Source organism: Sodalis glossinidius str. 'morsitans' (assembly GCF_000010085.1).
GTDB lineage: Bacteria > Pseudomonadota > Gammaproteobacteria > Enterobacterales > Enterobacteriaceae > Sodalis > Sodalis glossinidius.
Map to the genome: position 1 here is coordinate 202,315 of NC_007712.1, position 12,999 is coordinate 215,313.

A 12,999-nucleotide genomic window follows, 5' to 3' on the forward strand; every position below is an offset into this window, starting at 1 on the left:
TTTAACAATCCGGAACAAGCTGAAAATTTGAAACACATGCTGAAGTGCAAACTCAGTATGCGAGTCTCTCAAACGAAGTAAGCAAACCTGAGGTAACGCGCAAGCGTTATCACTGTAGCGCGCAGACAGCTCAGGGTTGTGAGGTTAAGTGACTAAGCGTACACGGTGGATGCCTAGGCAGTCAGAGGCGATGAAGGACGTGCTAATCTGCGAAAAGCGCCGGTGAGCTGATATGAAGCGTTATCAGCCGGCGATGTCCGAATGGGGAAACCCGGTGCAACTCGTTGCATCATTGTCAGGTGAATCCATAGCTTGACGAAGCGAACCAGGGGAACTGAAACATCTCAGTACCTTGAGGAAAAGAAATCAACCGAGATTCCCCCAGTAGCGGCGAGCGAACGGGGAACAGCCCAGAGCCATCATCAGCTTGCGCATCAGGAGAACGGTCTGGAAAGTCCGGCGACAGAGGGTGATAGCCCCGTATCCGAAGGTGCGCTTGTTGTGAGCTCGATGAGTAGGGCGGGACACGTGATATCCTGTCTGAAGATGGGGGGACCATCCTCCAAGGCTAAATACTCCTGACTGACCGATAGTGAACCAGTACCGTGAGGGAAAGGCGAAAAGAACCCCGGCGAGGGGAGTGAAATAGAACCTGAAACCGTGTACGTACAAGCAGTGGAAGCATCCTTCGGGGTGTGACTGCGTACCTTTTGTATAATGGGTCAGCGACTTATATTCTGTAGCAAGGTTAACCGTATAGGGGAGCCGTAGGGAAACCGAGTCTTAACTGGGCGTCTAGTTGCAGGGTATAGACCCGAAACCCGGTGATCTAGCCATGGGCAGGTTGAAGGTTGGGTAACACTAACTGGAGGACCGAACCGACTAATGTTGAAAAATTAGCGGATGACTTGTGGCTGGGGGTGAAAGGCCAATCAAACCGGGAGATAGCTGGTTCTCCCCGAAAGCTATTTAGGTAGCGCCTCGTGAAGTCATCTACGGGGGTAGAGCACTGTTTCGGCTAGGGGTCCATCCCGGATTACCAACCCGATGCAAACTGCGAATACCGTAGAATGTTATCACGGGAGACACACGGCGGGTGCTAACGTCCGTCGTGAAGAGGGAAACAACCCAGACCGCCAGCTAAGGTCCCAAAGTCATGGTTAAGTGGGAAACGATGTGGGAAGGCCCAGACAGCCAGGATGTTGGCTTAGAAGCAGCCATCATTTAAAGAAAGCGTAATAGCTCACTGGTCGAGTCGGCCTGCGCGGAAGATGTAACGGGGCTAAACCATGCACCGAAGCTGCGGCAGCGGACGTATCACTTAAAACGCTCCACGCGACGATGAGCGGGCGCGTGCAAGCCACATTCCCGTTAAGTCGGCAACAGCCGGACAAGGGCAAGGCGTTTTAAGGATACGTCCGTTGGGTAGGGGAGCGTTCTGTAAGCCTGTGAAGGTGGCCTGTGAGGGCTGCTGGAGGTATCAGAAGTGCGAATGCTGACATAAGTAACGATAAAGTGGGTGAAAAGCCCGCTCGCCGGAAGACCAAGGGTTCCTGTTCAACGTTAATCGGAGCAGGGTGAGTCGACCCCTAAGGCGAGGCCGAAAGGCGTAGTCGATGGGAAACAGGTTAATATTCCTGTACTAGGTGTGACTGCGAAGGGGGGACGGAGAAAGCTAGGTTTGCCGGGCGACGGTTGTCCCGGTTCAAGCGTGCAGGTGGAAAGAGCAGGCAAATCCGCTCTTTCATAACACTGAGGCGTGATGACGAGCTACCACGGTAGTGAAGGAATTGATGCTACGCTTCCAGGAAAAGCCTCTAAGCTCCAGGTCACATCGAATCGTACCCCAAACCGACACAGGTGGTCAGGTAGAGGATACCCAGGCGCTTGAGAGAACTCGGGTGAAGGAACTAGGCAAAATGGTGCCGTAACTTCGGGAGAAGGCACGCTGGCATGTAGGTGGAGGGCCTTGCGCCCCGAGCTGAAGCCAGTCGCAGATACCAGCTGGCTGCAACTGTTTATTAAAAACACAGCACTGTGCAAACACGAAAGTGGACGTATACGGTGTGACGCCTGCCCGGTGCCGGAAGGTTAATTGATGGGGTTATCCGTAAGGAGAAGCTCTTGATCGAAGCCCCGGTAAACGGCGGCCGTAACTATAACGGTCCTAAGGTAGCGAAATTCCTTGTCGGGTAAGTTCCGACCTGCACGAATGGCGTAATGATGGTCAGGCTGTCTCCACCCGAGACTCAGTGAAATTGAACTCGCCGTGAAGATGCGGTGTACCCGCGGCAAGACGGAAAGACCCCGTGAACCTTTACTATAGCTTGACACTGAACATTGAGCCTTGATGTGTAGGATAGGTGGGAGGCTTTGAAGTGTGGACGCCAGTCTGCATGGAGCCAACCTTGAAATACCACCCTTTAATGTTTGATGTTCTCACTCAGGCCCGTCATCCGGGCCGAGGACAGTGTCTGGTGGGTAGTTTGACTGGGGCGGTCTCCTCCCAAAGCGTAACGGAGGAGCACGAAGGTTAGCTAATCACGGTCGGACATCGTGAGGTTAGTGCAAAGGCATAAGCTAGCTTGACTGCGAGAGTGACGGCTCGAGCAGGTGCGAAAGCAGGTCTTAGTGATCCGGTGGTTCTGCATGGAAGGGCCATCGCTCAACGGATAAAAGGTACTCCGGGGATAACAGGCTGATACCGCCCAAGAGTTCATATCGACGGCGGTGTTTGGCACCTCGATGTCGGCTCATCACATCCTGGGGCTGAAGTAGGTCCCAAGGGTATGGCTGTTCGCCATTTAAAGTGGTACGCGAGCTGGGTTTAGAACGTCGTGAGACAGTTCGGTCCCTATCTGCCGTGGGCGCTGGAAGATTGAGAGGGGCTGCTCCTAGTACGAGAGGACCGGAGTGGACGCACCACTGGTGTTCGGGTTGTCATGCCAATGGCATTGCCCGGTAGCTACGTGCGGAAGAGATAACCGCTGAAAGCATCTAAGCGGGAAACTTGCCTCGAGATGAGTCTTCCCTGAGGCCTTGAGCCTCCTAAAGGGACGTTAAAGACGATGACGTTGATAGGTCGGGTGTGTAAGCGCTGCGAGGTGTTGAGCTAACCGATACTAATGACCCGTGAGACTTAACCTTACAACACCTGAGCTGTTTGAGAGAGGGCGAAAGCCAGAGCTGTAACGAACGTTAGCGGCAAAGCGCAAGCGACATGAACGCGAGCGCCAGAAAGACGATATCAGCGATGTTCCGGATAACGCCCGATGGTCACGCAAGTGAGGGTTGGGCAGCAAGAGCAGTCTGCATGGTGAAAGCGGTGCGGAAAACGAATTTGCCTGGCGGCACGAGCGCGGTGGTCCCACCTGACCCCATGCCGAACTCAGAAGTGAAACGCCGTAGCGCCGATGGTAGTGTGGGGTCTCCCCATGCGAGAGTAGGGAACTGCCAGGCATCCATTACGTCCTAACGGGTAGCCCGTGACGAGCAGTATCAACGAGCCCTCTGCAACCGCAGAGGGCTTTTTGTTTTTGAGGACCATGGCGACCTGCTGCCGGCGACGCAACAGTCAACTTTCTCTCCGATAAAGGCGCGTTTGCGCCCGCGGTCAGGCGCACCCCCCTGCTACTGTTTTTGCCTGTAACGGGTGCTGCCGCACGAATTAAGTCACTTAATATGCCGGCGGCGTGACAAATCTTCCCCCACCTAAGGGCCGCAAATGATTCGTTATATCGAAATTTGATGGTTGCCGGATAATGAGTGCTGTCTAATACCCTTTGATCAACGGAGCGACGTTGCGCGACCACGGCGTAATGGCTTTTATAGCCAGGTAGTATCAGGTCAGTGCTTAGCCACGCTTAATATAATCCGAAATTCGACAATCATAAGAAGGAGAGTTGCATGTTTATTGGCTCTAAAACGGGTAGTTACATTCTAAAACCGGAACAGACGGATAATGGCAGCGCGAAAACGTCCGCTAAAAGTGACTAGAGTCGTCAGATTTTGCATTGCATCATGACAATTGAGAATAATGCGAAAACTTTTAGCACAACGGTTACCAATCGCTGCATTGGCGGGATGATAAGCACATATAAGTTTTTGTCCGCTGTTGGGAACAAGTTAACTAGCGCTGAAAAACCCGCCGATAATGCCAAGTCAACGCCTGTGGCCGTTCATGATGCCGCCATCATGAGAAAAAACCCTTTGACACCTGAGGATATCGCCGCCGCAAAAGAGAAAATGCAAGCCACCGTCAATCATTTTCTCACAACAGATGGAAAGGGTTTTGAGCAGTTGTTGAAGCAACCATGGCGTTGGTATACAGCGAAGCGTTCGATGCTATGACGGCGTATTGCAAGCAAATCGGTCAGTCCGTGCCTAAGGGGTATCTACATGAAATAGGTACGGCCTCGATGGAGAGAGGATTAGAGGATTGAAGTGCAGGGATAAAGATGCCGAAAAAAATGAAGAGGCCAAGAAGAACGGAAAAGAAGTGTCTGAGCAAGATAAGATATTTATTCCAACCGGCGCAGGCATGCATCCGTTAATCAGTGTATTTACGGGTGAACTCTTCTCCCGAAATGTTGAAACACCTACAGATTTTGATCCGATAAAACAGGCTAATGACGAGATATTTACGACATTTGATAATCTGGCCAAGCAAGGTCATGGCCAGAGCCCGCTGCCGTTCAGGGAGCAACTGGCGCAGATAAATAAATCCTGGAAAGAATTGCTCGATTCTACAGAGTCCGACAGCTAAGCGACGTTGCAACGTTGCCCAACGTTAAGCGAACACTAGGAACGTACCCAGGCACGCCCGCGTCATAAAATGTCACTCGCTGCCTTCTAGTGCGATCGAGTAGACTAACGGCAATAAAAGTAAAGACAGGTTATGTAATGATGACGGACAGTGGAGCGTTAAAGCCCCTGAACAGCTTTGCCATTGATGTGCGGGCACGGCGCGTAATCGCGGCGTATACGGAAGCCGAGCTGTTCACGCTATGGCGGCAGGCTGCGGACGACGCTACGCCGGTGCTGGTGTTGGGTGGTGGTAGTAATGTGTTGTTTCTGGAAAACTATGCCGGCACCGTGTTGCTGAACCGGATTGCGGGCGTAACAATCGAAGAGTGCCCCGATGCTTGGCATTTGCACGTCGGCGCTGGAGAAGTGTGGCATGACCTGGTGCGCACCTGTCTCGAACAACATATGCCGGGTCTTGAGAATCTGGCACTTATACCCGGTTGCGTTGGTTCTGCACCGATCCAGAACATTGGCGCTTATGGCGTCGAGCTGCGCCAGTTCTGTGACTATGTCGATGTGCTGCAGTTGGCAACCAGCACCTTACGTCGCCTGAGTGCAGCTGAATGTCAATTCGGTTACCGCGACAGTATCTTTAAGCACGCGCTGCGCGAACGCCACGCCATTGTTGCGGTGGGCCTTCGGCTCGCCAAAGCCTGGCAACCGGTATTGACCTATGGAGTTCTGGCCCGCCTGGATCCGCAGCAAGCCACACCGCGGCTGATTTATGATACGGTTTGCGCGATGCGTCGCACGAAATTGCCCGGCCCTGCGCTGCAGGGCAACGCCGGTAGTTTTTTCAAAAATCCGGTTATTGATGCCTCGAGAGCGGAACGACTGTTAAGCCGCTACCCTGATGCCCCCCATTATCCTCAGCCGGAGGGCGGGGTGAAGCTGGCGGCAGGTTGGCTTATCGATCGCTGCGGACTTAAAGGCTATCGCCTCGGCGGTGCGGCGGTGCATGATAAACAGGCGCTGGTTTTGGTCAATGCTGATAACGCGACGGGTGAGGATGTTGCCGCGCTGGCGCGCTATGTGCGTCAACAGGTTGCGGAGCGGTTTGCGGTCTGGCTGGAGCCTGAAGTGCGGTTTATTGGTGCCTTTGGCGAAGTGGATGCGGTGGGAGCAATAACATGAGAGACGTGACCATCCCGCTTAAACTGATTAGTTTATTGGCCGATGGCGAATTCCATTCTGGCGAACAATTTGGTGCGGTGTTGGGAATGAGCCGTGCTGCCATCAACAAACACATTCAAACGGTGCGCGACTGGGGTGTGGATGTCTTTACGGTGCCCGGCAAAGGCTATCGTTTATATGCTCCGCTGCAATTACTGGATGAAAGCGTCATCCGCGCGCGCTTACCGGCGGGTCGGCTGGCGGTGCTGCCGGTAATTGACTCCACCAATCAGTATTTAATCGAACGTATCGGCATTGCACAGCCAGGAGATGCCTGCGTGGCGGAGTATCAGGCGCAAGGGCGCGGCCGGCGCGGTCGACAGTGGATATCGCCGTTCGGCAATAATCTGTATTTGTCATTGTATTGGCGTCTTGAGCAAGGCCCGTCGGCGGCAGGTGGCCTCAGTCTGATGGTCGGTATTGTCATGGCGGAGGTATTGCAACGCCTTGGCGCAGAAGGGGTTCGCGTAAAGTGGCCGAACGATCTCTATCTGAACGACTGCAAACTGGCCGGGATCCTGGTGGAGATTTCCGGTAAGGCTGGTGATGCCGCCCATGTCGTCATAGGCGCTGGAATCAATTTGGCGATGCGCGAAGGCGCTGCGGGTAAAATCGACCAAGGGTGGATTAACTTGCAGGAAGCGGGTATTGCCATCGACCGTAACGCATTGGCCGCTGAATTGACCGACACGCTGCGGCAGGCGTTGTGGCAATTCGAGCGTGACGGGTTCGCACCGTTTGTCGCCCGCTGGCAGGCGCTGGACAACTTCTTTGACCGGCCGGTGAAATTGCTTATTGGCGAACGGGAAATCAAGGGGATTGCGCGCGGCATCGACGCGCAGGGGGCCTTGCTGCTGGATCAGGAAGGGAAACTGCATGCCTATTTGGGCGGAGAGATATCGCTGCGCGGCCAGTAGCCGTGACGCTTTTGCCGCTGAGGACGGCGGCGATGGGCAGCAGCCCAAAGCCGTCCCGTCGCCAGGCTGGGCGCTGACGTTTAATTCAGGGGAGCAGACTCCCCGGCGTCAGCACGCCCGCGGCTCGGGCAAATCGGCGTGATTGATAAAGCGCCGATCGTAGGGGCCGGCAAGCGTTGCTGCGCCCCGACCACCGTTAACCAGTCGCCTTCGGGCAACCCCAACACCGTCATCTCCGGCCGTGCCCGCAAGAGCTCATCTAGCCGCTGCTGGGGGGTTTCGCACTGATGGCCCGCGGGCAGCTGATTGGTATAATGGGGATTGATTTGGAAATTGATAAGCCCAAGCTCGTTAAAACCGCCCGGATCGACAATGGGCATATCTTTAGTAGTGTATAGGGTGGGGCATGCCAGATTGGCGCCGGCGCTCCAGCCTATATAGGCGGCGCCCTCCTGCACCCGGCGGTGGATCGCACGCAGCAAGCCACGGTCGCGACAGTGTTTCAACAAATGAAAGGTATTACCGCCACCGATGATAATGACCTCGGCATTCGCCATGGCCGCACCGGCGTCTGCCGTTTTATGGATACCGTTACCTCGACGGTCAGCGGCTCTAGCGCTTGTCTGACTTTATCGGTATAGGCGTCCCAATCGACGATGACGCCGGAAAACGGTATGAACAGCGCCCGCCGCCTGCCCCGCAGCAGGTCGCTAATCGGGACGATGGCGTGCTCCAGATAGCGTTTACCGGGGCATGTCGAGTTACTGAGTAATAATAATTCCATTCATTCCCCCCCTCAAAAACAGTGCCGCCCGATATCGGGCAGATAAGGTAGAAGTCTGCGCGGGTCGTCATTATCGCCCGTATCCGGCCTGCGCTGGCTAGGAAGGCGGCCGATGGAACGGAGGGCACCGCAGCCGGTCGATTGAAACAAACCGCTTAACGGGCCTCTCGATTGAATAACAGCGAGCATTCGTTGCTCTGCGGACCGGGTCGACCACGCGAACCGGATACACCCGAGACTGACACTAAAAGCATTATAATACCTGGGGAGACATCTGGCGCCAATAAACAGGGCGGCGTAGGTGCAAAAGCGCATTGGGCATGGATAGGGATCTGCGGCGGCGTGCAGATTCGCGCTGACGCGATGCCGGAGGAGGAGTAAGGTGGGTCTGCCGCAGTAGCGGCACGACCCTATTTGCGCAGCCGGACTCTCTCCACCGCATGATTGGCGCTTTTGCCAAGGATAAGACTCGCGCGCTCGCGGGTAGGCAGAATGTTTTGCTGCAGGTTGCGGCCGTTGATTTCGCTCCACAGCTGGCTGGCGATGGCGACCGCCTCTTGCTCGGAAAGCTGGGAATAATGGTGGAAATAGGAGTCGGGATCGGAAAACGCTCCCTGGCGAAATTTTAGAAAACGATTGATATACCAGCTCTGCAGCAGCGTCTCAGGCGCATCGACATAGATGGAAAAATCGACAAAGTCGGAGACGAACACGTGGTGGGGATCATGGTTATAATCGCTGCCGCTTTGCAACACGTTTAATCCTTCCAATATCAGAATGTCCGGTTGGGAAATGACTTTCTGTTCGTCGGGCACAACGTCGTAAATCAAGTGGGAATAGACCGGGGCCGTCACGCGCGGCGTGCCTGATTTCACTTTCGAGACGAAATTGACCAGGCTGCGAATATCATAGGACTCCGGAAAGCCCTTTTTCTTCATGAGATCCCGCTGCTTGAGTACGCTGTTGGGATGCAAAAACCCGTCGGTCGTCACCAGCTCTACCGTGCGGTGTTCGGGCCAGCGGCTCAACAGCGCCTGCAGCACGCGCGCCGTGGTGCTCTTGCCTACCGCCACGCTGCCGGCGATGCCGATGATATAGGGAATACGCTGGCCGTCGGTGCCAAGGAACTGCTCCAGCACGGCCTGGCGGCGCAGATTGGAACTAATATAAAAATTGAGCAAACGCGACAGCGGCAGATAAATCTCTGCCACTTCTTCAAGGGAAAGATCTTCATTTATCCCCTTGAGATTGACGATTTCCGCTTCGGTGAGCGTCAGCGGCACGGAATTACGCAACGCGGCCCACTGTTTGCGGCTGAATTGCAGGTATGGTGTGGGGGGAGATTGCACAGCTTTAATCATAACGTGAGCCAGCCCGTTGCACAGTCTATTCAGGGCGCAGGACGCTAACCCGGAAAGAAAACAAGCTGCATAGTATAGACAGCCTCGTACCCAGCGTAGAGTGTTTTTTCTGCCGCGGGTGAGGAATTGTGAGCCTGACGTGCGATCCTCGGCCGCCGTCGCCCCTGCCGTTACCGGTGTGCGGTCATTGATAAGTAAACAGGGCTACGCCGGGGCTGTACCCGTTGCGCCGACAGTGCTACTATGCAGGCTAAAGCGTGATATTCCACTGCTTCGAGCATGAATAATAACCAATTTTGCGCGCACCGTTGTGAAATTGGGTAATTTCTGAGCGAAAGTGCGAATTACGCGATTTTTTTGTTGCATAGGTCGTCCGCTCTACCTAGAATGCGCATCACTTGATGCCGGTATAGCTCAGTTGGTAGAGCAACTGACTTGTAATCAGTAGGTCGAGGGTTCGACTCCTTCTGCCGGCACCAAAAAAAATCTGGTGGGGTTCCCGAGCGGCCAAAGGGAGCAGACTGTAAATCTGCCGTCACAGACTTCGAAGGTTCGAATCCTTCCCCCACCACCAAATTCGTATCAAGCACGATACACACCCGGCTGCAGAGCATCATGGCGCAGTGGGGGAAGGGGTGAGAACCCTCGATCAAGGTTCGGGCCGAGCGCAGAAAGACAACGATGCGTAGCATCGGCCCGGAATCCTGGCATCAATCTACAATCTACAGAAATATCAGGTAGCCGAGTTTCAAGATGCGGGCATCGTATAATGGCTATTACCTCAGCCTTCCAAGCTGATGATGTGGGTTCGATTCCCACTGCCCGCTCCAATGTGCTGATATAGCTCAGTCGGTAGAGCGCACCCTTGGTAAGGGTGAGGTCGGCAGTTCGAATCTGCCTATCAGCACCACTTCTAGTCTCCCTCCTGATTCCCTTTCTGTAAGAAAACAAATTCAGCAGGCATGTTGCCTGGTTGATGTGGTGATACCACCGATATATTCGTGTCTTAGAGGGACAATCGATGTCTAAAGAAAAGTTTCAACGCACAAAACCACACGTTAACGTCGGTACTATCGGCCACGTTGACCATGGTAAAACGACCCTGACCGCCGCCATCACCACCGTTCTGGCCAAGGCCTACGGCGGTAGCGCGCGCGCGTTCGATCAGATCGACAACGCGCCGGAAGAAAAGGCCCGTGGTATCACCATCAACACCTCACACGTTGAATACGATACCCCGACCCGCCACTACGCGCACGTAGACTGCCCGGGACACGCCGACTATGTGAAAAACATGATCACCGGCGCGGCGCAGATGGACGGCGCTATTCTGGTGGTTGCCGCGACAGACGGCCCGATGCCGCAGACCCGCGAGCACATCCTGCTGGGTCGCCAGGTCGGCGTACCGTACATCATCGTGTTCATGAACAAATGCGACATGGTCGATGACGAAGAGCTGCTGGAACTGGTAGAAATGGAAGTGCGCGAACTGCTGTCGCAGTACGACTTCCCGGGCGACGACACGCCGGTTATCCGCGGCTCGGCGCTGAAAGCGCTGGAAGGCGATGAAGCCTGGACCGCCAAGATCATCGAACTGGCAGAAGCGCTGGACAGCTACATTCCGGAACCGGAACGCGCCATTGACAAGCCGTTCCTGCTGCCGATCGAAGACGTGTTCTCCATCTCCGGCCGCGGTACCGTGGTCACCGGTCGTGTAGAGCGCGGCATCGTCAAAGTGGGTGAGGAAGTGGAAATCGTCGGCATCAAAGACACCACCAAAACCACCTGCACCGGCGTTGAAATGTTCCGTAAACTGCTGGACGAAGGCCGTGCCGGCGAGAACGTTGGCGTTCTGCTGCGCGGTACCAAGCGTGACGACGTAGAGCGTGGTCAGGTTCTGGCCAAGCCGGGCTCGATCAAGCCGCACACCCAGTTTGAATCAGAAGTTTATATTCTGAGCAAAGACGAAGGCGGCCGCCACACGCCGTTCTTTAAAGGCTACCGCCCGCAGTTCTACTTCCGTACGACTGACGTGACCGGTACCATCGAACTGCCGGAAGGCGTTGAAATGGTCATGCCTGGCGACAACATCAAGATGGTTGTTAATCTGATTGCCCCGATCGCCATGGACGACGGCCTGCGTTTCGCTATCCGCGAAGGCGGCCGTACCGTTGGCGCCGGCGTTGTTGCCAAAGTTATCGCTTAAGCTGGCAATTGCCGACATTTGTCGAATAACCATTTGACGCGACATGCGGTTAAAGGGCATGATTCGATGCCCTTTTTCTACGCTGTGACAGAGAACCTATCTCATCAGCGATTTTAAGTCATAATCATTGGAGAGATAGGCTCTTGTTCTGTGGCGCGAGGTAATGTTGCTCATCCAGGGCATACTTCGATTGGTAGCCTCACGCTTTGCGGGGCTTATAAGTTGTTTGTCTGAATCCTATGTGACAGGTTTTTTTATGAGTGCGAATACCGAAGCTCAAGGAAGCGGGCGCGGCCTGGAAGTGGTTAAGTGGTTAGTCGTCGCGATTCTGTTGGTCGTGGCTATCGTCGGTAACTATTACTGCCGCGATTACCACTTGCTGCTGCGAGCGCTGGCTGTCGTGCTTATTATTGCTATCGCGGGCGGTGTGGCCATGATAACTGCCAAAGGCAAGTCCACCGTTGCGTTTGCGCGTGAAGCGCGCACCGAAGTACGTAAAGTGATTTGGCCGACCCGCCAGGAAACGTTACATACCACGTTAATCGTCGCCGCGGTGACCGCCGTGATGTCACTGATTCTGTGGGGGCTGGATGGCATTCTGGTCCGTGTGGTATCGTTTATTACTGGCCTGAGGTTCTAAGATGTCCGAAGCTCCAAAAAAACGCTGGTATGTCGTTCAGGCGTTTTCCGGTTTTGAGGGACGCGTAGCGCAGTCCCTTCGCGAACATATCAAACTTCATGATATGGAAGAGCTGTTTGGCGAAGTCATGGTGCCGACGGAAGAAGTGGTTGAAATTCGCGGCGGCCAGCGTCGTAAAAGCGAACGCAAGTTTTTCCCGGGCTATGTCCTGGTGCAGATGGTGATGAACGATGCCAGCTGGCATTTGGTGCGCAGCGTACCGCGCGTCATGGGTTTCATCGGCGGCACCTCGGATCGGCCTGCGCCTATCAGCGACAAAGAAGTCGACGCCATTATGAACCGCCTGCAGCAGGTCGGCGACAAGCCGCGGCCGAAAACCCTTTTCGAGCCGGGAGAGCTGGTTCGCGTCAACGATGGCCCCTTCGCCGACTTCAACGGCGTGGTGGAAGAGGTGGATTACGAAAAAAGCCGCCTGAAGGTGTCGGTCTCGATCTTTGGTCGCGCCACGCCGGTGGAGCTGGATTTCGGTCAGGTCGAGAAAGGCTGAATCGCCAACAACATTTTTGCTTGCTCGGGGCGCGAAATTAATCTAAAATTTCGCGCCTTTCGTCTTTGTGCACGTAAACGCTTATTTACGGGGGAGCCTTAAACGGCGCTAGCACCCATTAGAGGAAATCAACATGGCCAAGAAAGTACAAGCTTATGTCAAGCTGCAGGTTGCTGCAGGCATGGCAAACCCGAGTCCGCCGGTAGGTCCGGCCCTGGGTCAGCAGGGCGTTAACATCATGGAATTCTGCAAAGCCTTCAATGCCAAAACTGAGAGCATTGAAAAAGGGCTGCCGATTCCGGTTGTTATCACCGTGTATTCCGACCGCTCTTTCACTTTCGTTACCAAGACCCCGCCGGCCGCCGTGCTGCTGAAGAAAGCCGCAGGCATCAAATCCGGTTCCGGTAAGCCGAATAAAGACAAGGTCGGTAAAGTGACCAGCGCGCAGGTCCGTGAAATCGCGGAAACCAAAGCGGCTGATATGACCGGTGCCGACGTGGAAGCGATGTCTCGCTCCATTGCGGGTACCGCGCGTTCCATGGGCCTGGTGGTGGAGGATTAAGAA

Annotated in this window: 9 protein-coding genes, 4 tRNA genes, 2 rRNA genes and 1 pseudogene; 14 read left to right on the top strand and 2 right to left on the bottom strand. The window is 54.8% G+C overall.

Features of this window, described 5'->3' with window-relative positions:
• The first annotated feature begins 142 nt into the window (after positions 1-142).
• The 6 genes from SGP1_RS01030 to birA all read left to right on the top strand — a co-directional run bounded on the left by SGP1_RS01030 (position 143) and on the right by birA (position 6,896).
• Positions 143-3,147 (top strand): 23S ribosomal RNA (locus tag SGP1_RS01030).
• 196 nt (positions 3,148-3,343) lie between these two features.
• A 5S ribosomal RNA gene (gene rrf, locus SGP1_RS01035) occupies positions 3,344-3,459 on the top strand.
• 561 nt (positions 3,460-4,020) lie between these two features.
• The gene (locus SGP1_RS01040) at positions 4,021-4,350 is read left to right on the top strand and encodes a hypothetical protein (protein ID WP_148203326.1); all 330 of its coding nucleotides are present in this window, start codon (positions 4,021-4,023) and stop codon (positions 4,348-4,350) included.
• Between the two features lie 88 nt (positions 4,351-4,438).
• Positions 4,439-4,765, top strand: a complete 327-nt coding sequence (locus tag SGP1_RS01045) for a hypothetical protein (RefSeq protein WP_011409988.1) — start codon at positions 4,439-4,441, stop codon at positions 4,763-4,765.
• A 137-nt stretch (positions 4,766-4,902) separates the two neighbouring features.
• Positions 4,903-5,940: a UDP-N-acetylmuramate dehydrogenase gene (gene murB, locus SGP1_RS01050; protein WP_011409989.1), complete on the top strand. Its 1,038-nt coding sequence runs from the start codon at positions 4,903-4,905 to the stop codon at positions 5,938-5,940.
• Complete coding sequence (gene birA, locus SGP1_RS01055; RefSeq protein ID WP_011409990.1) at positions 5,937-6,896, top strand: bifunctional biotin--[acetyl-CoA-carboxylase] ligase/biotin operon repressor BirA; 960 nt, start codon at positions 5,937-5,939, stop codon at positions 6,894-6,896. Before murB ends, birA begins: the two co-directional genes overlap by 4 nt.
• 162 nt (positions 6,897-7,058) lie before the next feature.
• Here the strand turns inward: birA and pepE are convergent.
• Both pepE and coaA read right to left on the bottom strand, forming a co-directional pair.
• A pseudogene (pepE, locus tag SGP1_RS23000) lies at positions 7,059-7,680 on the bottom strand (dipeptidase PepE); the annotation flags it as partial.
• A gap of 410 nt (positions 7,681-8,090) precedes the next feature.
• Positions 8,091-9,041, bottom strand: coding sequence for a type I pantothenate kinase (gene coaA, locus SGP1_RS01065; protein WP_011409991.1), 951 nt, complete (start codon positions 9,039-9,041; stop codon positions 8,091-8,093).
• 403 nt (positions 9,042-9,444) lie between these two features.
• On the opposite strand from coaA, the gene SGP1_RS01070 reads away from it, so the two are divergent.
• The 8 genes from SGP1_RS01070 (at position 9,445) to rplK (ending at position 12,996) form a co-directional block, all read left to right on the top strand.
• Positions 9,445-9,520: transfer RNA gene (locus tag SGP1_RS01070), tRNA-Thr, on the top strand.
• 10 nt (positions 9,521-9,530) lie between these two features.
• Positions 9,531-9,615: transfer RNA gene (locus SGP1_RS01075), tRNA-Tyr, on the top strand.
• Positions 9,616-9,796: 181 nt separating this feature from the next.
• Positions 9,797-9,871, top strand: a tRNA-Gly gene (locus SGP1_RS01080).
• A gap of 4 nt (positions 9,872-9,875) precedes the next feature.
• Positions 9,876-9,951: transfer RNA gene (locus SGP1_RS01085), tRNA-Thr, on the top strand.
• A 111-nt stretch (positions 9,952-10,062) separates the two neighbouring features.
• The gene (gene tuf, locus SGP1_RS01090) at positions 10,063-11,247 is read left to right on the top strand and encodes an elongation factor Tu (RefSeq protein WP_011409992.1); all 1,185 of its coding nucleotides are present in this window, start codon (positions 10,063-10,065) and stop codon (positions 11,245-11,247) included.
• Positions 11,248-11,503: 256 nt separating this feature from the next.
• Positions 11,504-11,887, top strand: coding sequence for a preprotein translocase subunit SecE (secE, locus tag SGP1_RS01095; RefSeq protein WP_011409993.1), 384 nt, complete (start codon positions 11,504-11,506; stop codon positions 11,885-11,887).
• A gap of 1 nt (position 11,888) precedes the next feature.
• Positions 11,889-12,434, top strand: coding sequence for a transcription termination/antitermination protein NusG (gene nusG, locus SGP1_RS01100; protein WP_009639145.1), 546 nt, complete (start codon positions 11,889-11,891; stop codon positions 12,432-12,434).
• Between the two features lie 133 nt (positions 12,435-12,567).
• Positions 12,568-12,996, top strand: a complete 429-nt coding sequence (rplK, locus tag SGP1_RS01105) for a 50S ribosomal protein L11 (RefSeq protein WP_011409994.1) — start codon at positions 12,568-12,570, stop codon at positions 12,994-12,996.
• The last annotated feature ends 3 nt before the right edge of the window (positions 12,997-12,999 follow it).